The organism is Bradyrhizobium sp. SUTN9-2 (assembly GCF_003122645.1).
Lineage (GTDB): Bacteria > Pseudomonadota > Alphaproteobacteria > Rhizobiales > Xanthobacteraceae > Bradyrhizobium > Bradyrhizobium yuanmingense.
This window is the reverse complement of the sequence record NZ_LAXE01000001.1, coordinates 1,035,967-1,057,004: the sequence shown is the minus strand read 5'-3', so window position 1 is coordinate 1,057,004 and position 21,038 is coordinate 1,035,967. Positions and strand designations below refer to the sequence as shown.

General features: G+C 64.2%; 19 protein-coding genes. 9 read left to right on the top strand and 10 right to left on the bottom strand.

Annotated elements, in window-relative coordinates; translation table 11 throughout:
• Positions 1-28: 28 nt before the first annotated feature.
• Positions 29-559: a methylated-DNA--[protein]-cysteine S-methyltransferase gene (locus XF30_RS04955; RefSeq protein ID WP_109142079.1), complete on the bottom strand. Its 531-nt coding sequence runs from the start codon at positions 557-559 to the stop codon at positions 29-31.
• A gap of 72 nt (positions 560-631) precedes the next feature.
• On the opposite strand from XF30_RS04955, the gene XF30_RS04950 reads away from it, so the two are divergent.
• A complete protein-coding gene (locus tag XF30_RS04950) occupies positions 632-1,015 on the top strand; it encodes a DUF1304 domain-containing protein (protein WP_081492917.1) in 384 nt (127 codons plus the stop codon).
• A 134-nt stretch (positions 1,016-1,149) separates the two neighbouring features.
• Positions 1,150-2,373, top strand: a complete 1,224-nt coding sequence (locus tag XF30_RS04945) for an ABC transporter substrate-binding protein (RefSeq protein ID WP_036002328.1) — start codon at positions 1,150-1,152, stop codon at positions 2,371-2,373.
• A gap of 129 nt (positions 2,374-2,502) precedes the next feature.
• On the opposite strand, the gene XF30_RS04940 is transcribed toward XF30_RS04945, so the two are convergent.
• Positions 2,503-2,928, bottom strand: coding sequence for a DUF1330 domain-containing protein (locus XF30_RS04940; protein WP_036002330.1), 426 nt, complete (start codon positions 2,926-2,928; stop codon positions 2,503-2,505).
• Between the two features lie 170 nt (positions 2,929-3,098).
• Between XF30_RS04940 and XF30_RS04935 the strand changes: the two genes are divergently transcribed.
• Positions 3,099-5,309 (top strand): transglycosylase domain-containing protein, encoded by a 2,211-nt coding sequence (locus XF30_RS04935; protein ID WP_109142078.1) that lies wholly within the window; start codon positions 3,099-3,101, stop codon positions 5,307-5,309.
• A 324-nt stretch (positions 5,310-5,633) separates the two neighbouring features.
• On the opposite strand, the gene XF30_RS04930 is transcribed toward XF30_RS04935, so the two are convergent.
• From XF30_RS04930 to XF30_RS04915, 4 genes are all read right to left on the bottom strand, one after another.
• Positions 5,634-6,473, bottom strand: coding sequence for a M48 family metallopeptidase (locus XF30_RS04930; RefSeq protein ID WP_036023974.1), 840 nt, complete (start codon positions 6,471-6,473; stop codon positions 5,634-5,636).
• Between the two features lie 217 nt (positions 6,474-6,690).
• Positions 6,691-8,019, bottom strand: coding sequence for a polyhydroxyalkanoate depolymerase (locus XF30_RS04925; RefSeq protein WP_025033269.1), 1,329 nt, complete (start codon positions 8,017-8,019; stop codon positions 6,691-6,693).
• 121 nt (positions 8,020-8,140) lie between these two features.
• Positions 8,141-8,959 (bottom strand): ABC transporter permease, encoded by an 819-nt coding sequence (locus tag XF30_RS04920; RefSeq protein ID WP_036002338.1) that lies wholly within the window; start codon positions 8,957-8,959, stop codon positions 8,141-8,143.
• A gap of 211 nt (positions 8,960-9,170) precedes the next feature.
• Complete coding sequence (locus XF30_RS04915) at positions 9,171-9,974, bottom strand: ABC transporter ATP-binding protein (RefSeq protein ID WP_036023980.1); 804 nt, start codon at positions 9,972-9,974, stop codon at positions 9,171-9,173.
• Between the two features lie 119 nt (positions 9,975-10,093).
• Between XF30_RS04915 and XF30_RS04910 the strand changes: the two genes are divergently transcribed.
• Positions 10,094-11,416 (top strand): ActS/PrrB/RegB family redox-sensitive histidine kinase, encoded by a 1,323-nt coding sequence (locus tag XF30_RS04910; protein WP_109142077.1) that lies wholly within the window; start codon positions 10,094-10,096, stop codon positions 11,414-11,416.
• A gap of 102 nt (positions 11,417-11,518) precedes the next feature.
• On the top strand, positions 11,519-12,073 hold the full coding sequence (locus XF30_RS04905; protein ID WP_036002403.1) for an ActR/PrrA/RegA family redox response regulator transcription factor: 555 nt from the start codon (positions 11,519-11,521) through the stop codon (positions 12,071-12,073).
• Between the two features lie 207 nt (positions 12,074-12,280).
• Here XF30_RS04905 and XF30_RS04900 read toward each other — a convergent pair whose 3' ends face one another.
• Positions 12,281-12,769: an MmcB family DNA repair protein gene (locus XF30_RS04900; protein ID WP_109145569.1), complete on the bottom strand. Its 489-nt coding sequence runs from the start codon at positions 12,767-12,769 to the stop codon at positions 12,281-12,283.
• 200 nt (positions 12,770-12,969) lie between these two features.
• Positions 12,970-14,571, bottom strand: a complete 1,602-nt coding sequence (locus XF30_RS04895) for an alpha-amylase family glycosyl hydrolase (RefSeq protein ID WP_109145568.1) — start codon at positions 14,569-14,571, stop codon at positions 12,970-12,972.
• 161 nt (positions 14,572-14,732) lie between these two features.
• Between XF30_RS04895 and XF30_RS04890 the strand changes: the two genes are divergently transcribed.
• Complete coding sequence (locus XF30_RS04890) at positions 14,733-15,425, top strand: MBL fold metallo-hydrolase (protein WP_109142076.1); 693 nt, start codon at positions 14,733-14,735, stop codon at positions 15,423-15,425.
• A 3-nt stretch (positions 15,426-15,428) separates the two neighbouring features.
• Here the strand turns inward: XF30_RS04890 and XF30_RS04885 are convergent, their stop codons facing one another.
• Entirely contained in the window at positions 15,429-15,794 is a 366-nt protein-coding gene (locus tag XF30_RS04885) for a winged helix-turn-helix transcriptional regulator (RefSeq protein ID WP_036002358.1), read from the bottom strand.
• 195 nt (positions 15,795-15,989) lie between these two features.
• On the opposite strand from XF30_RS04885, the gene XF30_RS04880 reads away from it, so the two are divergent.
• The gene (locus XF30_RS04880; RefSeq protein ID WP_225130141.1) at positions 15,990-16,292 is read left to right on the top strand and encodes a hypothetical protein; all 303 of its coding nucleotides are present in this window, start codon (positions 15,990-15,992) and stop codon (positions 16,290-16,292) included.
• Positions 16,293-16,504: 212 nt separating this feature from the next.
• Here the strand turns inward: XF30_RS04880 and XF30_RS04875 are convergent, their stop codons facing one another.
• Positions 16,505-17,704, bottom strand: coding sequence for an extracellular catalytic domain type 1 short-chain-length polyhydroxyalkanoate depolymerase (locus tag XF30_RS04875; RefSeq protein WP_109145567.1), 1,200 nt, complete (start codon positions 17,702-17,704; stop codon positions 16,505-16,507).
• Between the two features lie 474 nt (positions 17,705-18,178).
• Here XF30_RS04875 and XF30_RS04870 point away from each other — a divergent pair, with 474 nt between their 5' ends.
• Positions 18,179-19,414 carry an LLM class flavin-dependent oxidoreductase gene (locus XF30_RS04870; RefSeq protein WP_109142075.1) on the top strand — a complete coding sequence of 412 codons (1,236 nt, stop codon included), beginning with the start codon at positions 18,179-18,181 and terminating at the stop codon, positions 19,412-19,414.
• 237 nt (positions 19,415-19,651) lie between these two features.
• Positions 19,652-21,028, top strand: a complete 1,377-nt coding sequence (locus tag XF30_RS04865; RefSeq protein WP_192893032.1) for a cytochrome P450 — start codon at positions 19,652-19,654, stop codon at positions 21,026-21,028.
• Positions 21,029-21,038 lie beyond the last annotated feature (10 nt).

Below are 21,038 nucleotides of genomic sequence, written 5' to 3'. Positions count from 1 at the left end.
CGCGCCCCGGAATGACGAATTGAAAGACCTAAATCTCCACCCCCTCGTGCCGCAGCAGCCATCTCTTCCGCTCGAGGCCACCACCATACTTCACCAGCGAACCGTCCGCTCCGATCAGGCGATGGCACGGGAGCACCACACTGATCGGATTTGAGCCGTTGGCGTGGCCGACGGCTCGTATCGCCCTGGGCATGTCGATCTTCGCGGCGAGCGCGCCGTAACTCATCGTGGTGCCGGCGGGGATCTGCGCGAGCGCGGTCCAGACTTTTTGCTGGAACGGCGTGCCGGCGATACGCCATGCGATGCTCTGGAGCTGACCGCGATCACCGTCGAAATAGCGCGAGAGTGCGGTCCGCATGTCCGACGGCGCAGGCTGATCACGCAGATCCACTGTGCCATAGTGCAGGCGCAGCAGATCGCGCATGCGGTGCTCATAGTCTTCCCAGTCGAGCGCGCGCAGCTTGCCCTCGGCATCGGTGACGAGCAGCGCAATCCCGATCGGCGTCGCCAGGTGGTCGAGACCGAAGCGTTCAGGCACCTTGGTTGATCGAGCGGACATTGCGGCACCAGCAATCGAAACACATCGATCGCACTTGCCACGGCGGCCGTGCTAACGTCCACCCGAAAGCTGATGCTTTTGGGGGAGCTCGCCTTGATCCTGATCGCCAATATCCTGGTGGCGCTGGTCGCGGCGCTGCACGTCTTCTTCCTCGTCCTGGAGATGTTTCTCTGGGACAAGCCGCTGGGCCTGAAGGTGTTTCGGAATTCGCCCGAGAAGGCCGAGATCACCAGGGTGCTGGCCGCCAATCAGGGTCTCTATAACGGCTTCCTCGCGGCCGGCCTGGTCTGGGGCCTGTTCCACGGCAACCCGGCCTTCGCATTCCAGATCAAGGTGTTCTTCCTGCTCTGCGTGATCGTGGCCGGCGCCTATGGCGCGGCGACCGTCAGCACGCGGATCCTGATCGTGCAGGCGCTGCCGGCGGCAATCGCGCTGATTGCGATGTTTCTCGCCTGAGACGCTACGGCGCGGCGCCGCGATCCTTGCGCTGCGGCGAAGCTTCCTCCACAATCTTCGGCAGCGATGGCGACCGTTGCAATCAACGGAGAAAGACCATCGACCTAAAATTCCGTCAGGAGGAACGAACCAACATGAACAATCGCAGAGCCTTCCTAGCTGCCACGGCGGCGTTCGCCGTCGCAGTCTCGACCAGCCAGGCCCTCGCCCAGAAGAAATACGACACCGGCGCAAGCGACACCGAGATCAAGATTGGCCAGACCGTGCCGTTCTCCGGCGCCTATTCGGTCTACGCCAATATCGGCAAGACCCAGGCCGCATATTTCAGGATGATCAACGATCAGGGCGGCATCAACGGCCGCAAGATCAACCTGATCCAGTATGACGACGCCTATTCGCCGCCGAAGACCGTCGAGCAGGTGCGCAAGCTGGTCGAGGGCGACGAGGTCCTGTTCACCTTTCAGCTGATCGGCACAGCCGCGAACGCCGCCGTGCAGAAGTACCTCAACGGCAAGAAGGTACCTCAGCTGCTGGCCTCGACCGGCGCCGCGCGCTTCAACGATCCGCAGAACTATCCTTGGACCATCGCTTACAATCCCAACTATGTGTCCGAGGGGCGGATCTACGCAAAATACATTCTCGCCAATCACCCCAACGCCAAGATCGGCGTGCTCTACCAGAACGACGACATGGGCCGCGACTATCTTGCCGGCCTCAAGAGCGGCCTCGGCGACAAGGCCAACATGATCGTCGGCGAGGTGTCGTATGAGGTGACCGACCCCACCGTCGACTCGCAGGTGGTGAAGCTGAAGTCGATGGGCGTCGACCTGTTCTATAACGCCTCGACGCCGAAATTCGCGGCGCAGGCTATCAAGAAGCTTGCCGATCTCGGCTGGACGCCGGTGCACATCCTCGACATCAATGCGAGCCCGATTTCGGCGACGCTGAAGCCGGCAGGCCTCGACATCTCCAAGGGCATCATCTCGACCAATTACGGCAAGGAGCCGAGCGACCCGCAGTGGAAGGACGATCCCGGCGTGAAGGCTTTCTTCGCTTTCATGGACAAGTATTTCCCGGAAGGTGACAAGCTCAACACCATCAACACCTACGCCTACTCGGTCGCCGAGCTCTTGGTGCAGGTCTTGAAGCAATGCGGCGACGATCTGACGCGTGCGAACATCATGAAGCAGGCCGCCAATATCAAGGGCTACACGCCGAGCCTGGCGCTGCCCGGCATCAAGATCAACACCGGGCCGAACGACTACCGCGTCAACAAGCAGATGCAGATGATGAAGTTCAACGGCGAGCGCTGGGAGCTGTTCGGACCGATCATCGAGGACACCGGCCCGTCGGGCTAGAACGCATCTGCCTCTGCGACGTCATGCCCGGGCTTGTCCCGGGCATCCACGTTCTTGGGGCGTCAAGGAAGCCGTGGATGGCCGGGTCAAGCCCGGCCATGACGATCGAGAGAGCCTCCTACTTGGCGTTCAGGTCGGTATCTCTCCAAAGTTCTTCCCGACCGGCAGCACGGCGTGCCGGATCAGCCGCGAATCCTCCACCGCGGCCTGGCGGTGCTTCACCGCCTCACGATAGACGGGGTCGCGGATCATCTCGACGAAGGCGGCGACGGTTGGATATTCGGCGATGAAGCAATGGTCCCAGCGTTCCTCCTGCGGGCCGATCAGCATCAGCTCGAATTTGCCCTGCCAGACGATGCGCCCGCCGAGCCGTTCGAACACCGGGCCGCTTTCTCGGCCATAGGCCGCATAGGCTTCCGCGCCGCTGGCCTTGCGGCCGTCGGGATAGGCCGCCTCTTTGCGCAGGCGCACCAGGTTGAGCATGTGGATCGGGCCCGGCCGATCGTTCTCCCGGAATTGCGCGAAGATCTCCTTGGTCGGATCGATATGGCCCATGGCGCTCCCTCATCTTATTGATACGAGCGATCCTAGCCTTGCGGCCCCGGAAGCGGAACTGCGGCCGGCGAATGCCGCATCTCCTAATCGTGCGTTAACGCCGGGGTAACCCGGCCTTAAACAGCGACCGCTAGCGTCTCGGCGGGGCGGGCTGACCGGGCGTTTTGCGTATGGCGTGGGGAAAGAAAAAGGGTGCGCGGAAGGAGCCGCTGTTCGGCTTGCCCGCGGCGCTTGCCGATCTGCGGCTCACCCCGGCAGACCGCGTTCCCGGCGGCGACGACAAGCCGAAGAAATCCGCGAAGCCATCCGCCAAGCGCAAGAGCGAGGATGCCGGCACCGAGCCGCCGCGCGAGCGCAAGGCGCCAGCCGGCCGCAGCGGCGCCAAGCGTCGAGCGAAGTCGCGTGGCGGGTTCGGTCTCGGCCGCCTGGTCTATTGGGGCGCGGTGCTGAGCCTGTGGGGCGTCATCGCGGTGATCGGCGTCGTGATCTATGTCGGCGCGCATCTGCCGCCGATCCAGTCGCTGGAGATCCCGAAGCGCCCGCCAACGATCCAGATCGTCGGCATCGACGGCAGCATTCTGGCCCAGCGCGGCGAGATGGCCGGCGCCAATGTCGCGCTGAAGGATCTGCCGCCGCATTTGCCGAAGGCGTTCATCGCCATCGAGGACCGCCGCTTCTATTCGCATTTCGGCATCGACCCGGTCGGCATCCTGCGCGCGCTCGTCACCAACGTGCTCCATCGCGGCGTATCGCAGGGCGGCTCGACCTTGACGCAGCAGCTCGCGAAAAACCTGTTCCTGACCCAGGAGCGCACCATCCAGCGCAAGCTGCAGGAGGTGGAGCTCGCGATCTGGCTGGAGCGCAAGCATTCCAAGGACGAGATCCTGGAGCTTTATCTCAACCGCGTCTATTTCGGCTCCGGCGCCTACGGCGTCGAGGCGGCAGCGCAGAAATATTTCGGCAAGTCGGCGAAGGCCGTGACGGTCGCGGAAGCCGCGATGCTGGCCGGCCTCGTCAAGTCGCCGTCCCGCCTTGCCCCGAACCGCAATCCGGAAGGTGCCGAAGCGCGGGCCCAGATCGTGCTCGCGGCGATGGCGGATGCGAAGTTCATCACCGACGCGCAGGCGAAGGCCTCGATCGGCCATCCCTCCTACAACGTGAAGCCGGCCGGCGCCGGCACGGTGAACTACGTCGCCGACTGGATCGGCGAGGTGCTGGACGATCTGGTCGGGCAGATCGACGAGAGCATCAAGGTCGAGACCACGATCGATCCGAAACTGCAGAGCGTGGCGGAAGCCGCCATCATCGACGAGCTCGCGGCCAAGAGCGTGAAGTTCAACGTCAGCCAGGGCGCGCTGGTGGCCATGACGCCCGACGGCGCGGTGCGCGCCATGGTGGGCGGGCGGAACTATTCCGACAGCCAGTACAACCGCGCGGTCACCGCAAAACGTCAGCCGGGCTCCTCGTTCAAGCCGTTCGTGTACCTGACCGCGCTCGAGCAGGGGCTGACGCCCGACACCATGCGCCAGGACGCGCCGATCGAGGTCAAGGGCTGGCGTCCTGAGAACTACACCCATGAATATTTCGGCGCGGTGACGCTGACGCAGGCGCTGGCGATGTCGCTCAACACGGTGGCCATCCGTCTTGGCCTCGAGGTCGGGCCGAAGAACGTGGTGCGCACCGCACACCGCCTCGGCATCTCCTCCAAGCTCGAGCCCAACGCCTCGATCGCGCTCGGCACCTCCGAAGTCTCCATGGTCGAGCTGGTCGGCGCCTATGCGCCGTTCGCCAATGGCGGCCTCGCCGTGGCGCCGCATGTCGTCACAAGGATCAGGACAGTCAGCGGCAAGCTGCTCTACATGCGCCAGGCGGAGGAGCGCAACCAGGTCATCGACCCCCGCCATGTCGGCATGATGAACGCGATGATGCGGGAGACGCTTGTTTCGGGCACTGCCAAGAAGGCGGAGATCCCGGGCTGGCCGGCGGCGGGCAAAACCGGCACCAGCCAGGATTATCGCGACGCCTGGTTCATCGGCTACACCGCGAGTCTCGTCACCGGCGTCTGGCTCGGCAACGACGACAACTCGCCGACCAAGAAGGCGACCGGCGGCGGCCTGCCGGTCGAAGTCTGGTCGCGCTTCATGAAGGCCGCGCACGAGGGCGTGCCGGTGGCGGCCTTGCCGAGCTCACCCGGCGGCTGGGGCCTGTCGAACCTCGCGCAGGCGGCCTCGCAGGTGTCGCCGCCGACGCCCGCGGCACCGCCACAACCGAACGCCGGCGGCTATCGCCCGCCGCCTCCGACGCGCGCCAATGTCCGGCCGGAAGCGGCGGCGGGGCTCGATGGCTGGCTGATGGATCGGCTGTTCGGCGGGAATCGGTAGTTGTGGGTTGGGACCCTTCGGGCCTCAAAGCACAAACTGCGAAAACAACCCCATGCACAGTAGAAGACGAGGTCCGGCGCGATGCGCGCTGGATGCTGCGAAGCGGTTGATGCGCCGGGATTAATCAGGCAAGCGGCGCAATCGTCGCGAAGTGTGGCGAGAATGGAGCGGTGATGCCTGCCCACTCTCTCCTGTCATTCCCCGCGAAGGCGGGGAATCCAGTACTCCGAGGCATCGAGATTCATAACGGCTGCTGCGGCGTACTGGATCGCCCGCCTTCGCGGGCGATGACAGCGCTGAGAGCGCGGCCTGATCTGCGAGGAACTAATCCTCGACGCCATACCGGTGCAGATCATTCCCGTACGTGTCGAGCCACTTCTTGGCGCGCTCCATCGACGGGCAGACCTTGCCGCAGACGCGCCAGAAGCGCGGCGAGTGGTTCATCTCGACGAGATGGGCGACTTCGTGCGCGGCGAGGTAGTCGAGCACGAAGGGCGGGGCGAGGATCAGCCGCCAGGAGAACGACAGCGAGCCGGCCGAGGTGCAGGAGCCCCAGCGGCTGGACTGATCGCGGATCGAGAGGCGCTTGACCCTGACCCCGAGCTCGGCCGCGTAGACCTCCGCCGAGCGCTGCAGGTCGCGGCGCGCCTCGCGCTTTAGGAAATCGCTGACGCGCCGATCGACATGCTCGAGGCCGCCGGCGACGCAGAGAATGCGCTCACCGCTGTCACGCACCTCGGTCCACACCGTGCCGCGGGTGCCGGCGCGATGAACGATGCGATGCGGCGTCCCGCGCAGCGGTATCACCGTGCCCGGCTGGAACGGTGCGGCCTTCGGCAAGCGGCCGAGGCGCGCTGCGATCCACGCACCGTGACGCTGTGCGAAGTCCTTGGCCTCCGCAAGCGTGCCGCGCGGCGGCATGGTGAGGATGGCTTCGCGGTCGCTCGGATGGATTCTGAGCGTGTAACGGCGCGCGCGGCGGTGCCGGCGCAGCCGAATCGCAAAAAATTGCGATCCGTGGGTGATGACGAGGGTCTTCGGTTCGTGGGGCCTACGATAAAGGAGTGCGCGGGTGGCCATGTCTGTCAGTCCGGGGGGCAGGAGGGCGCCCGGATTCTGCCATAACCGCCGCCATGGGAAGCGCTCGGCGCAAAAACAAATCATTTGCCCAATATACAGCGGTCAGGCGTCCGGGAGACCCTACAGACTGGGGTTGGAACCGGCTTTTTTCGCCCCCGCTGGACGCATGCAACACCCCCAAGGGGTGAGGGCAGACTCACTCCTATAAAGCTACCTAAATACCGCGAATCTGGCGTGGAGTTGCGCCCGCCGGAGGCCGCGACAGGGGCCGAAATTTCGACGGGAAAGCCGAAATTCCAGGTTATTCAGCCGCAAGCGCCTGCAACGAAGCAGGATTCGCAGCCGAAACCATGAAGTCGTGAATCCGTGGCACGATCTCCGACTTGAAACGCGATCCATTGAACACGCCGTAATGTCCGACGCCCTTCTGGACGTAATGAACGCGGCGATGATCGGGAATCGCGCTGCACAATGTGTGCGTCGCCTCGGTCTGACCGAGACCGGAGATGTCGTCGTTCTCGCCTTCGACCGTCATCAACGCGACGCGCTTGACCTTGGAAGGATCGACGCGGGTTCCGCGATGGGTCATCTCGCCCTTCGGCAACGAGTGCTTCACGAACACGGTGTCGACGGTCTGCAGGTAATACTCGGCCGACAGATCCATCACCGCGAGATATTCGTCGTAGAAGTCGCGATGCTTGTCGGCGAGATCGCCGTCGCCCTTCACCAGATGGGCAAACAGCTGCTTGTGGGCATCCATGTGCCGGTCGAGATTCATGCTGATGAAGCCGTTGAGCTGCAAGAATCCTGGATAGACGTCGCGCATCATGCCCGGATGCGGGAACGGCACTTTGGTGATGACGTGGTTGCGGAACCAGTCGATGCCGCGCTCCTGGGCGAGATTGTTCACCGCTGTCGGATTGCGGCGGGTGTCGATCGGGCCGCCCATCAGCGTCATTGAGGTCGGCACGAACGGATCGCGCCGCGCTTCCATGATCGAGACCGCCGCGACGACGGGCACGGAGGGCTGGCACACCGCCATCACGTGGGTGTTGCCGCCGAGCACATGCAGCATCTCGATGACATAGTCGATGTAATCGTCGAGATCGAAGCGGCCTTCGCTCAAGGGCACCATGCGGGCATCGGCCCAGTCGGTGATGTAGACCTCATGCGCCGGCAGGAAGGCTTCGACCGTGCCGCGCAGCAGCGTCGCATAATGGCCGGACATCGGCGCCACGATCAGCACGCGCGGCTGCGGACTGCGCAGCGGACGGGCGAACTTGCGGTCGAAGTAGAGCAGCTTGCAGAACGGCTTTTCCCAGACCGAGCGGATCTCGACGGGGACGCGGATGCCGTTGACCTCGGTGTCGTTGAGACCCCATTCCGGCTTGCCGTAGCGGCGCGTGGTGCGCTCGAACAATTCGCAGGCCGCGGCGACCGACTTGCCGACCTCGGTGCGCGACCAGGGATTGAGGGGGTTCTGAAACAGCAGCTTGGTCGCGTCGGTGACCGCACGCGCCGGATTGAGAGAGGCGTGCGCCATCTCGTACATCCAGTACATCGGCGTCGTCAGGACCGGACTGCCTTCTGCCGCCAGGGGCGGTGCGCCGCCGAACTCACCAATAGGCATCGTCATATTCCTCTTCGCATCGCAGCATACTGCCGAATGCGTAATATTGCGTCAATGCATGGTTCCGTACATCTACGTGGCGAAAACCGCCAAATCAGCGTGAATCCACGGGAAAGTGACTTTATTCACCGCCCGACAGCAGCGAGCCGTGCCGCTTTGCGCTGCGCAAAAGGGCAAGGAATGCCCCAAAAGATGCAACCAAAAGGACGGCGTTGATGAGCAACGCCTCCATCATCAGATCGCTCCTAAAGGTCTGCTCGATCAGCAGCGCGCGCATGCCCTCGAAGGCATAGGTCGGCGGCAACGCCCAGGCGACGTATTGCAGCCAGACCGGCAACACGCTGACGGGATAGTAGACGCAAGCAAGCGGCAGGATTGCGAACATCAAGGTCCAGACGATGCTCTCGGCGCCGAGGCCGTTACGCACCACGAGGCCGGAGACGAAGATGCCGACGGACCAACTGGTGAAGATCAGATTGCAGAAGAACGCGATCAGGGGCAGGCCGAGGGCATAGATGTTGAAGTGAAACAGGAACAGCGCGAGCAGGGTCATCGGAATGATGCCGATCGCAAGCCGGATCAGGCTCATGACCATGAGCGCCAACAGAAACTCGATCGGCCTCAAGGGGCTCATCATGAGATTGCCGAGGTTGCGCGCCCACATCTCCTCCAGGAACGAGATGGAGAAGCCGAGCTGGCCGCGGAACAGGATGTCCCAGAGGATGACGGCGCCGATCAGCGTGCCGCCGGCGCGCGCGAAGAAATTGGCGTTCTCGGCGATGTAATACTGGAGAAAGCCCCAGGTGATGACCTGCAGCGCCGGCCAATAGAGCAGCTCGAGCAGCCGCGGCCAGGACGACAGCAGCAGATACCAATAGCGCAGGATCATCGCGCCGATGCGGTGGAGCGAGATGCCGCGGTGGAGGGAGAGCTCGGTCATGGCCGTACCCCGTGGCCGGGATGGAAAGTGTCATCCCGGGGCGCGACGTAGTCGCGAACCCGGGATCCATAATCACAGGATTGAATTTGGCGAAGACTCGGATTTACCAGTCTCGCCTCACAGCTGCCGCCTGTGGTTATGGATTCCGGGCTCGCGCTCCGCGCGCCCCGGAATGACGTCGCTCCATTGAAGTTACGATTACAGCTCTCCCTCACCTCACCGCCTCCTTCGCCCCGTTTGCCCGGCCGCGGGCGACGTCGAGAAACACCTCCTCCAGCGTGGTGCGGTTGTAGCGGGCCATGATCGCCTCGGGCGTGTCGTCGTCCTCGATGCGGCCGCGCTTCATGATGATGACGCGGTCGCAGAGCCGCTCGACCTCGAGCATGTTGTGCGAGGCGAGGAGAATGGTGGCGTTGTTGTCCCGGCGATACCGCTCCAGATGCGCCCGCACCCAATCGGCGGTATCGGGGTCGAGCGAGGCGGTCGGCTCGTCCAGCAAGAGCAGCTCCGGCTGGTTGATCAGCGCCTTTGCCAGCGCAACGCGGGTCTTCTGCCCGGCGGAGAGCTTGCCGTTGGCGCGGTCGATGAAATCGCCGAGGTCGAGATCGGCGGCGAGCCTGGCAATGCGCTCAGTGAGGTTCTTCACCGCATAGAGCTTGCCGAACACGGTGAGGTTCTGCCGCACCGTGAGCCGCATCGGCATATCCACATAGGGGCTTTCGAAATTCATCCGCCCCAGCACGGACGCACTCTCGTCCGGCATCTCGTGACCGAGCACCTGCACGCGGCCGGAGGTCGGCAGCACCAAGCCCATGATCATCGCGATGGTCGTGGTCTTGCCGGCGCCGTTGCCGCCGAGCAGCCCGGTGATGCTGCCGCGCGGCAGCGAGAAGGAGATGTCGTCGACGGCGCGGGTCTGCTTGTAGACCTTGACGAGGTGATCGACGGCAATTGCCGCGGACGAATCTCGATCCGCGACAGTCGGCCGACTTGAAGCCTTGCCATTCTCGGTCATGCTGGCCGTTCTTCTGCTATTGCATCGGCGAGCGCAAGGCTCGATGTAAGGGCTCCTCACCGGGCGGTTCCGTCAGCCCGGCGTCCGTGACCTTGGAAGGCGCCGCCACATTGGCCGATATGACCAAAATTGCCGATTCCGACTTCCATCACGCGCAGCGGCATATCCGGCTGGACACGATCCTGCGGCTGCGCTGGCTGGCGGTGCTGGGGCAACTCGCCGCGATCTTCATCGTGGCCCAGGGGCTGGAGTTCAACGTCGAGATCATTCCCTGCGTCAGCATCATCGCGCTCTCGGCGGCGCTCAACCTCGCACTCCAGACCGCAGCCAATCCGATGCAGCGGCTGGAGCCGATGCAGGCGGCCGGCCTGCTCGCGCTGAACATCGTCGAGCTGGCCGGTCTGTTGTTCTTCACCGGCGGACTGCAGAACCCGTTCTCGTTCCTGTTCCTCGCACCCGTGCTGATCTCGGCCACGGCGCTGCCGGCCCGTTTCACCTTCGGCCTCGGCCTGCTCGCGGTGGCCTGCGCGTCGGTCCTGTTCTTCTTCCATTTTCCGCTGCCGTGGGATTCCGAGGATCCCCTGGTGCTGCCGCCGGTCTATCTCGTCGGGGTCTGGCTTTCGATTGCGCTCGCGATCGGCGTCACCAGCCTCTACTCGTTCCAGGTGACCGAGGAGGCGCGCAAGCTTGCGGACGCGCTGGCCGCAACCGAACTGGTGCTGACGCGCGAGCAGCACCTGACCCAGCTCGACGGTCTTGCCGCCGCGGCCGCACACGAGCTCGGCACGCCGCTCGCGACGATCTTCCTGATCTCGCGCGAGCTGGAAAAGACGGTGAAGGAGCCAAGCATCGCCGCCGACCTGAAGACCTTGCGCGAGCAGACCCAGCGCTGCCGCGACATCCTCAGCAAGATCACCCAGCTTTCCCCCACCGGCGCGCCGTTCGACCACATGAAGCTGTCGGAGCTGATCGAGGAGGTGGTGGCGCCGCATCGCGATTTCGGCGTCGAGATCAAGGTGCGGATCGCGGTGGCCGCGGCGGCGGAGCCGGTCGGCTCGCGCAATCCCGCGATCCTCTACGGCATCGGCAACATCGTCGAGAACGCGGTCGATTTCGCCCGCACCACCGTCGAGGTGAACGCCTGGTGGAACCAGGACCATATCGAGCTTGTGATCTCCGACGACGGACCGGGCATTCCACCCGATATCCTCAACCGGATCGGCGAGCCCTATCTGTCGCGGCGACGCCCCCAGGATGATGGTGGCGGCGAACGGCGCGGCCTCGGCCTCGGCGTCTTCATCGCGCGCACCTTGCTGGAGCGCACCGGCGCGAAGGTCTCGTTTACCAACCGAATCTTTCCGGACCATGGTGCGGTGGTTCAGATCACATGGCCGAGACAGCGTTTTGAGGCTATCGAGACGCTCGAAGAAACAATAGGATAGCCGCGACCTTGCGTCGCACAACGGGGCGGGTCGACCATTTGCCGCCTTGGCACCGCGCGATTGCGACGCCATATGTCGATGCGCTGGAGAGAGGAAACAACCTTGAACGCCATTGCCGACCTGAACGAACAGACCGACCGCTCGCTGCTCATCGTTGAAGACGACAAGCCGTTTCTGGAGCGTTTGTCACGGGCCATGGAGAGCCGCGGCTTTTCGGTGACATCATGCGACACGGTCTCGGACGGGCTTGCGCAGATCGGCAAATCGGCGCCGGCGTTCGCGGTGGTGGATCTGCGGCTCGGCGACGGCAACGGCCTCGACGTGGTCTCGGCGCTCAAGAAGAAGCGGCCGGATGCGCGCGCGATCGTGCTGACCGGCTACGGCAACATCGCCACTGCGGTGACCGCGGTGAAGATGGGCGCGATCGATTATCTCTCCAAGCCCGCGGATGCCGACGACGTCGTCGCCGCACTGCTGTCGACCAACACGGACAAATCCGAGCTGCCGGCCAACCCGATGTCGGCCGACCGCGTCCGCTGGGAGCACATCCAGCGCATCTACGAGATGTGCAATCGCAACGTCTCGGAAACGGCGCGCCGGCTCAACATGCACCGGCGTACCTTGCAGCGGATCCTGGCGAAGCGCGCGCCGAGGTAGCGGTCGCATAGGGTGGGCAAAGGCGCGAAGCGCCGTGCCCACGTTCTCTATTTCGATCCTGATTAATTTTAATTGGTGGGCACGCTTCGCTTTGCCCACCCTACGACACTGCGTAGCCCGGATGGAGCGCAGCGTAATCCGGGATTGGCGCGACGGGCTGCAATTGTCCCGGATTGCGCTGCGCTCCATCCGGGCTACGAAGTCAGCCTACTCCCAGAAATCCGCATGGCCCTGCGGATCGACCAGGCGGTTGATCCGCAAGGCCGCCGTCATCGCGAAACGTACCGTCATCTGCTTGCGTGTGGCGGCGGCGAGCTTGTGCTCGGGTGCCTCGCAATGCAGGTGCGCGCCGTAGGCGTCGGCGACGATCAGGCCGGTGTCATCGGGGAAGATCTCGCACGGCAGATCCTGCGTGAAGGCGAAGAACAGCCGGTCGCAATGGGCGCGGTATTCGTGCCATTTCTGATCGGCGCGCAAATCCTCGACCGACGACTTGATCTCGACGATCCAGATCTCGCCGCGCTCGTTCAGCGCGACGAGATCGGCGCGCCGGCCCGACGGCAGCGGCAATTCGCTGATGCAGGAGAAGCCGAGCGAGCGCAACAGACGCGCGGTGCCGCGCGCGATCGCCAGCGCCGTCTCCGACTGGCGACGATCCGGCGGCGGCACGAGTGTGATGCGGGCGGTGTTGTCCATGGCGGGAGAATAGCCGATTCCATCCCGCCCGTCATTCCGGGACGCGCGCAGCGCGAGCCCGGAATCCATAACCACAGGGAGACGTGTGGGGCAAAGCGGGCAACTCCGAGTCGTCGCAAAACTTCTTCCTGTGGTTATGGGTCCTCAGATGCGCAATTGCGCATCATAGCTCGCGACTTCGTCCCGCCCCGGGACGATAGTTAGGTGGGTGACGCCACCACCACGCCCTCGTTGCCGCGCAGGTCCAGCACGCCTTCGATCTCCTCACCTTCGCGATCCAGGAACGTCGACAGCAAGATGCTGCTGCCGAAACGGATCGCGCTGCTGGTCACCGCGACCGGATCGGGGCCGAGATTGAGCGCGACGATCACGGCCTTGCCGCCGGCCGCGCGGCGATAGATCAGCAGATCGCCTTGCGCGGCGATCGGATGATAATCGCCCGTGACCAGCGGAGGGCAGCTCTTCCGCAAGCCGATCAGGCGCTCGTAGAGGTTGAGGATCGAACGCGGGTCGGCTTCGAGATTGGCGACATTCTCGCGGATGTGGTCCTCCGGCAGCGGCAGCCACGGCCTTGCTTGCGAAAAACCTGCGAAGTTCGAGGAATCCCATTGCATCGGCGTGCGGCAGCCGTCGCGGCCGACACCGATGCCGGGGACGTTCTTCTCGAAGGGATCGCGCACGTCCTCCGGCGCGATCGCGAGCTGGTGCATGCCGATCTCGTCGCCGTAGTACAGCGTCGGCGTGCCGCGCAGCGTCAGCAGCAGCATCGCCGCGACGCGGGCCTGCTCGGGCCCGACGCGGCTCGCGACGCGCGGACGATCGTGATTGCCGAGCACCCAGTTGGGCCAGGCGCCGCGCGGCAATGCCTTTTCGTAATCCTCGATGATCTTTTCGATCGAGCGGGCGCTCCAGAACGTCGAGAGCAGCGCGAAGTTGAACGGCATCTGCGCGCCGGTGAGATCGTTGCCGTAATAGGCCACGAGCCGGTGCAGCGGCAGATAGATTTCGCCGATCAAGACGCGCGCGCCATAGGAATCGGTGACGCGCCGCATCTCGGCGATAACGTCATGCACCTCCGGCTGGTCGGTGGAATATTGCGTGAGGATTTTTTCGTTCGGCGGACGACCCTCGACGTAGTGCGGGTTGGCCGGATTGTCGCGGAATTCGGCGTCCTTGATCAGGTGCCAGATCACGTCGACGCGAAAGCCGTCGACGCCCTTGTCGAGCCAGAACCGCATCACGTCGTAGATCGCTTTGCGGACGTCCGGATTGCGCCAGTTGAGATCCGGCTGCTGGGCGAGGAAGGCGTGGTAGTAATATTGACCGGTGGCTTCGTCGAACTGCCACGCACTGCCGCCGAACTCGGACAGCCAATTGTTCGGAACGCCGCCGCCCGGCGCCGGGTCGCGCCAGATGTACCAGTCGCGCTTGGGATTGTCGCGCGAGGACCGGCTCAGGGCGAACCAGGGATGCTGGTCGGAGGTGTGGTTCGGCACGAGGTCGAGGATCAGCTTCAGGCCGTTGTCGTGGGCGGCCGCGAGCAACGCGTCGAAATCGGCCATCGTGCCGAACAGCGGCTCGATACCGACATAGTCCGAGATGTCGTAGCCGAAATCGGCCATCGGCGAGGGAAAGATAGGCGACAGCCAGATCGCATCGACGCCGAGCGATTTGACGTAAGGCAGCCTCTTGAGGATGCCGGCGAGATCGCCGACGCCGTCACCGTCCGAGTCCTGAAACGAGCGCGGATAGATCTGATAGAAGATGCCGTCGCGCCACCAATTCTCGTTGTCGTGAGCCATGCCGAAGACCACCCAAATCTGACGCCTTGCGCGGGAGAACGCGACAGCAACGCCCCGGTTCAAATTGGCAGGCCAATTGGGACGGCCGTGTGACGGTTGTTCCCTGGCGCGGGCCCGAATCTTTTGCTTGGCGGCCCGGCAAAAATCGGCATTGTGAGGCCATGACCGAGCAAAACGACAGCCAAGAATCCCGGCAAGAATCCCGGCAAGCCAAGGCGGGCGCGATCATCGTTCCCGTGACGCTGTTCGAGCAGAACTGCACCATCATCTGGGACGAGCCTTCCAAGAAGGCCGTGGTGATCGATCCCGGCGGCGACGTGCCGAAGATCCTGGATGCGATCAAGAGAAGCGGCGTCACGGTGGAGAAGATCTGGCTGACCCATGGCCATATCGATCATGTCGGCGGCGCGGCCGAGCTGCGCGATGCGCTGACGGTGCCGATCGAGGGACCGCATGTCGCGGACAAGTTCCTGCTCGACAACGTCGTGGCGAGCGGCGCGCGCTTCGGCATGACGGGAGGACGCAATTTCACGCCCGACCGCTGGCTCGACGAGGGCGACAGTGTGTCGATCGGCGGCTTGCAGTTCGACATCCTGCATTGTCCGGGTCATTCGCCCGGCAGCGTGGTGTTCTTCAACAAGGATCTGCGGTTTGCCCATGTCGGCGACGTCCTGTTCGCCGGCTCGATCGGACGCACCGACCTGCCCGGCGGCAGTCACGCCACGCTGATCAGTTCGATCAAGACGAAATTGCTGCCGCTCGGCGACGATGTCGGCTTCATCTGCGGCCACGGCGCCGGCTCGAGCATCGGCCAGGAACGGATGACCAATCCGTTCATCACCGGCGAGATGTGAGTCTTATTCGGCAGCCTCGGTGAGCACGGGCTCGCCGAGGTTTCGTTCACCCCATTCGCGGATCGCCGCGACGACGGGCACAAAACTCTTTCCTTTTCGCGTCAGGCGGTACTCGACCTTCGGCGGCACCTCGCCGAAATCCTTGCGGTCGATCAGGCCGCTCATCGTCAACGCCTTCAATTCGCGGCTGAGCACGCGCGGGGTGATCTCGGCGCTGCCTGATGCGCCGCGCAGCAAGCCGCTTCTGATCTCGCCGTAGCGGCGCGGGCCGTCCTTGAGGTCCCAGACGATGCGCAGCTTGTATTTGCCGCTGATCATCTTCTGAAACGCCGCAACCGGACAGGTGCGCGCGGGAGACGTCTTCGCCATGTCGTTTCCTCCATGTGGAAGATTCTTGTTTTGACGCGTTTTCTTTACGCGAACCGGTATCCACTTCGCTCGAAAACGCTATGCGATGAGGATAGGAGCAACGGCGAAAAAGTCCATACTATCAATTTTGTCCATACTTGCGGGATCGTATCGAGCGCGCAGATGATGACGCACAAGACGAACAGGGAGCGTCACATGAAGCACTTCATGATCAGGTACGCGTTCAAGAACGGCACGACGGAGGAGTGGCACCGCGAGATCGGCCGCTTCATCAGGGCGATCGACGCCGATGCGGAGCTGAAGGGGAGGATCGGTTATCGTTGCCTGAAGCATCGCGACGACGGCAGCTATCTCCACTTCGCCAGCGTCGCCGACGATGCTGCGCAGAAAACGCTGCAATCGCGGGACTTCTTCAAGCACTACCAGGAGGTGACGCGGAAGGTCGCGGGCGGCGAGATCAGCGTGACACCGGTCGAGGTGATCGATCAGACGGGGTAGCTTTTCGCGGAGCTGAATTGAAGCCGCCGCTACAACTTCGCTGTCGTCCCGGACAAGCGCGCCTGAAGCGCGCGCCGATCCGGGATCCATAACCACAGGGAGATGTGGTTACGGGGACTCGGAGTCACCTCTTCGTGCCCAACTTTGTCCTGTGGCTATGGGTCCCGGATCGGCACGCGCTTTAGGCGCGCTTGTCCGGGACGACAGCGGCGCTACTTCATCAATCCCGCGGCCGTGAGCGCGCGCGTGATGATCTGGCCGAGGTCGAAGCCGCGCACCTTCTCGGCCTGCGGCTCGGCCGGCTCCGCGGCGACCGCGGTGCGGATCGAGCGGGCGAGATGCGGTGCCGGCGACAGTGCCGGTTTCGCGGCAGGCTTCGTCGCGGGCTTCGTCGTGGATTTGGCTTCCGCCTTCGTCGTCGCGGCGTCCGCAATCCAGCCGGTGAGGCCGAAGAACTTCGCGATGTGGTAGGACGAGGAGATGCCGGCCTCGATCAGGAAGGCGCCTTCGATGCCGTAGCGCTGATCGTTGTCGGCGAGCCCCAGCGGCGTGCCGTGCGCCATGTCGGTGATGGCATAGGACTCGACCAGCGTCTCGCCGTCCTTGTCCCACCAGGCCTGGCGCGGATAGCCGTCGACATTGGTCTCCGCCATCGGCAGTTCGGGCAGGCCATGCAGGTCGAGCCACTGCTTGACGATCTCGTTGGCATTGCCGGGATTGACGGTGCGGTCGGCGCTGCCGTGCCACACCGAGACCCTCGGCCAAGGGCCGCGATGGTCGGAGGCGCTGCGCACGAGATCGCCGAGCTCGCGCGAAGGGCGCGCCGGGGAATGAAACATGCCGTCGAGCGCCTCGCGCAAGTTCGAGGCGATGCCGTAAGGCAGCCCGGCAATGATCGCGCCGGCCGCAAAGACTTCCGGATAGGTCGCGAGCATCACCGAGGTCATGCCGCCGCCGGCCGACAGGCCGGTGATGAAAACGCGCCTGGGATCGATGCGATGCGTCTTCACCATGTGCGCGATCATCGCGCGGATCGAACTCGGCTCACCGCTGTCCCGCGCGGTGTCCTCCGGATTGAACCAGTTGAAGCAGGTGTTGGCATTGTTGATGCGCTGCTGCTCGGGCATCAACAGCGCAAAGCCGTAATGTTGCGCGAGCGTCGACCAGCCCGCGCCGAGATCGTAAGCGGCCGCCGTCTGCCCGCAGCCATGCAGCACGACGACGAGCGCGCGCGGCCGCTGCAATTGCGCCGGCACGAACGCGAACATGCGCAAGGCGCCGGGATTGTCGCCGAAGCCAGTGACCTCCTGCAGCGGGCTCGATCCATCTGCACCGCGGCCGGGCTCGGCGAAGCGCAGTCCGTCCAGCCGGGGCAGACGTCTCAAGAGGTCGATGTTTCTGGCTAACGACACGGCAAGTTCCTGGTGGGCGACGCTCAACGTCCAGCCCAACCAGATAGTTGCTGCGGCGCAAAATAAAAAGACCGTGGGCTGTCAATTGGGGAAATTGGCTGAAAATCCGCAAGAATCCGCACGTATTAACCGCAACGTCGCAATCTCGTGCCGATGCGCGGCGCATCCGCGCCGGAAATGCGGCGCCGATCATGACGAATGTCACAAATGACACGAGCGAGGCGAGGAATTCTGCGCGTGCTGATTGTGAGGCTTCGACGCGGAGGTGTCGAACGCGAATGAACGGACCGGCCCAATCGCGCTGCGCGTCGTTATCGTGATGAAGCGCGAAGGAGGCGAGGACTACGCAACGTCTCGCTTGCCACCGCGCATGCCTGCATTCCACCGCGCGGGACATCGCGTGATTGCGTTCGTGCCGTCAGGCACGTAGCCTGACACGACCAACAAACAGAAAATTCAGCCGGAGAGACCGCCATGGCGCGCCTGAAGTTCGGAGCCTTTCTTGCCCCGCATCACCCGATCGGGGAGCATCCGATGCTGCAGTTCCGGCGCGATCTCGACCTGGTCGAGCAGCTTGATGCGCTCGGCTATGACGAGTTCTGGTGCGGCGAGCATCATTCCTCGGGCTGGGAGATGATCGCCTCGCCCGAGATGTTCCTGGCCGCGGCCGGCGAGCGCACCAAGCGGATCAAGCTCGGCACCGGCGTGGTGTCGCTGCCCTATCACCATCCCTTCAACGTCGCCCAGCGCATGGTGCAGCTCGACCACATGACCGGCGGCCGCGCCATTTTCGGCTCCGGACCGGGCGCGCTCGCCTCCGATGCGCACACGCTCGGCATCGATCCGATGACGCAGCGCGACCGCCAGGACGAGGCGATCGGCATCATCCGCCGCCTTTTCAACGGCGAGCGCGTCACCGCCAAAAGCGACTGGTTCACGATGAACGACGCCGCGCTGCAGATCCTGCCCCTGCAGGAGGAGATGCCGTTCGTGGTAGCTTCGCAGATCTCGCCCTCCGGCATGACGCTCGCCGGCAAATACGGCATCGGCATCATCTCGCTGGGCTCGATGACGACCCAGGGCCTGATGTCGCTGCAGCAGCAATGGCAGTTCGCCGAGGATGCCGCCAAGAAGCACGGAACCACGGTGCGTCGCGCCGACTGGCGCGTGCTCTTGACCTGGCACATCGCCGAAACGCGTGAACAAGCCCGCCGCGAGGCCGGCGCCGGGCTGATGCGCTGGCACAACGAATATAATGTCGGCACGCTGCAGCGGCCGGGCCTCACCGCGTTCTCCTCGCCCGACGAGGCCGTCGACAAGACCGCCTTCGTCGAGGGGGCGGCGTCCACCATCGGCACGCCCGACGATCTCGTCAAAACCATCAAGAACGTGATGCAGGTCTCCGGCGGCGTCGGCGCCATCATCGGCTTCGTGCACGACTGGGCCAATCCGGAAAACACCCGCCGGAGCTGGGACATGGTGGCGCGCTACGTTGTGCCGGAGATCAACGGCTATATCGACGGACTGCGCAGGTCGCAAAAGTTCGTGATCGAGAACCGCGCGATCTTCGAGCGCGCGGGTCAGGCGGTGATGGCCAAGATCATGGAGAATGAGAAGGCCGCCGAGGCGCTGAAAGTGACCGGCCCCGGCCGCGTCGCCATTCCCGCCGTTAACGCGCCGGATCTGCAGAAGGAAGCGGCGAAGCGGTAGGCACTCCACTCGTCGTCCCGGGGCGCGCGCAGCGCGAGCTACCCATAACCACAGGATGCGGATTTACGAAGACTCGGAGCTACCAGCCTCGCACCAAAACTCCTCCCTGTGGTTATGGGTCCCCGCCTCCGCGGGGACGACGGCGGTGGGAGTGACGATTTTGTGCGCAAGACGACCGCAGCTCATCGCGGCCGGATCGTGCTATGTTTGCGGGGCCAGCCAACCGGAGCAATCGTCATGTCGATGCAGAATGTGGCCGCCCCTGCGCTTCCGTTCACTCCGCCCAGGCGCAACGAGCTGACGCACATTCCCGGTGACGAAGGCTGGCCGATCATCGGCAAGACCTTTCAGGTGCTCGCCGACCCCAAGGGCCATATTGAGGCGAACGGCGCCAAGTACGGTCTGGTCTACCGCACGCACTTTTTCGGCGAGACCAACGTCGTGCTGCTCGGGCCCGAGGCCAACGAGCTCGTGCTGTTCGACCAGCAGAAGCTGTTCTCCTCGACCCATGGCTGGGACAAGGTGCTGGGGCTGTTGTTTCCGCGCGGATTGATGCTGCTCGATTTCGAGGAGCATCGCCTGCATCGCAAGGCGCTATCGGTCGCGTTCAAGTCGGGGCCGATGAAGTCCTATCTCGGCGATCTCGACCGGGGCATTTCCGCGCGCGTCGCGCAGTGGAAGGCGAAGCCGGGTGAGATGCAGCTTTATCCGGCGATGAAACAGCTCACGCTCGATCTCGCCGCGGCCTCGTTCCTCGGCGCCGATATCGGGCCCGAGGTCGACGAGATCAACCGCGCCTTCATCGACATGGTGGCCGCCGCCGTCACCCCGATCCGGCGCCCCCTGCCCGGCACCCAGATGGCGCGAGGGGTGAAGGGACGCAAGCGCATCATCGCCTATTTCCGCGAGCAGATTCCGCTGCGGCGCGGCAATCACGGCGGCGACGATCTGTTCTCGCAGCTCTGCCGCGCCACCCATGAGAACGGCGCGCTGCTGTCCGACCAGGACATCATCGACCATATGAGCTTCCTGATGATGGCCGCGCACGACACGCTGACCTCGTCGCTGACCTCCTTCATCGGCGAGCTCGCCGCCAATCCGGACTGGCAGGACCGGCTGCGCGCGGAGGTGCTCGCGCTCGGCCTCGCCTCCGGCGCGCCGACCAGCTTCGACGATCTCGAGAAGATGCCGCTGACCGAGATGGCGTTCAAGGAAGCGCTGCGGCTCAAGCCGCCGGTGCCGTCGATGCCGCGCCGCGCGATGCGCGATTTCAGCTTCAAGGGTTTTGCGATTCCCGCCGGCACGGCGATCGGCATCAACCCGCTCTATACCCACCACATGAAGGAGATCTGGCCGGAGCCGGACCGTTTCGATCCCCTGCGCTTCACCGAGGACGCACAGCGTGGCCGTCACCGTTTCGCCTTCGTGCCGTTCGGCGGCGGCGCGCATATGTGCCTCGGTCTGCACTTCGCCTACATGCAGGCGAAATGCTTCGCGCGGCACTTCCTGGAGAATATCGAGGTGTCGCTCGCGCCAGGCTACAAGCCCGACTGGCAGATGTGGCCGATCCCGAAGCCGCGGGACGGGCTGCGGGTGAAGGTGAAGGCGGTTTAGGCGCCGATCT

Excerpts from the sequence above, each read along its gene's own strand:
- XF30_RS04945 (WP_036002328.1), top strand. The coding sequence starts at position 1,150 with ATGAACAATCGCAGAGCCTTCCTAGCTGCCACGGCGGCGTTCGCCGTC.
- XF30_RS04930 (WP_036023974.1), bottom strand. The coding sequence starts at position 6,473 with ATGATTTGTTTTTGCGCCGAGCGCTTCCCATGGCGGCGGTTATGGCAG.
- XF30_RS04890 (WP_109142076.1), top strand. The coding sequence starts at position 14,733 with ATGACCGAGCAAAACGACAGCCAAGAATCCCGGCAAGAATCCCGGCAA.
- XF30_RS04910 (WP_109142077.1), top strand. The coding sequence starts at position 10,094 with ATGACCAAAATTGCCGATTCCGACTTCCATCACGCGCAGCGGCATATC.
- XF30_RS04950 (WP_081492917.1), top strand. The coding sequence starts at position 632 with ATGCTTTTGGGGGAGCTCGCCTTGATCCTGATCGCCAATATCCTGGTG.
- XF30_RS04870 (WP_109142075.1), top strand. The coding sequence starts at position 18,179 with ATGGCGCGCCTGAAGTTCGGAGCCTTTCTTGCCCCGCATCACCCGATC.
- XF30_RS04955 (WP_109142079.1), bottom strand. The coding sequence starts at position 559 with ATGTCCGCTCGATCAACCAAGGTGCCTGAACGCTTCGGTCTCGACCAC.
- XF30_RS04900 (WP_109145569.1), bottom strand. The coding sequence starts at position 12,769 with ATGGACAACACCGCCCGCATCACACTCGTGCCGCCGCCGGATCGTCGC.
- XF30_RS04885 (WP_036002358.1), bottom strand. The coding sequence starts at position 15,794 with ATGGCGAAGACGTCTCCCGCGCGCACCTGTCCGGTTGCGGCGTTTCAG.
- XF30_RS04925 (WP_025033269.1), bottom strand. The coding sequence starts at position 8,019 with ATGCCTATTGGTGAGTTCGGCGGCGCACCGCCCCTGGCGGCAGAAGGC.
- XF30_RS04940 (WP_036002330.1), bottom strand. The coding sequence starts at position 2,928 with ATGGGCCATATCGATCCGACCAAGGAGATCTTCGCGCAATTCCGGGAG.
- XF30_RS04895 (WP_109145568.1), bottom strand. The coding sequence starts at position 14,571 with ATGGCTCACGACAACGAGAATTGGTGGCGCGACGGCATCTTCTATCAG.
- XF30_RS04865 (WP_192893032.1), top strand. The coding sequence starts at position 19,652 with ATGTCGATGCAGAATGTGGCCGCCCCTGCGCTTCCGTTCACTCCGCCC.
- XF30_RS04880 (WP_225130141.1), top strand. The coding sequence starts at position 15,990 with ATGAAGCACTTCATGATCAGGTACGCGTTCAAGAACGGCACGACGGAG.
- XF30_RS04935 (WP_109142078.1), top strand. The coding sequence starts at position 3,099 with ATGGCGTGGGGAAAGAAAAAGGGTGCGCGGAAGGAGCCGCTGTTCGGC.
- XF30_RS04920 (WP_036002338.1), bottom strand. The coding sequence starts at position 8,959 with ATGACCGAGCTCTCCCTCCACCGCGGCATCTCGCTCCACCGCATCGGC.
- XF30_RS04915 (WP_036023980.1), bottom strand. The coding sequence starts at position 9,974 with ATGACCGAGAATGGCAAGGCTTCAAGTCGGCCGACTGTCGCGGATCGA.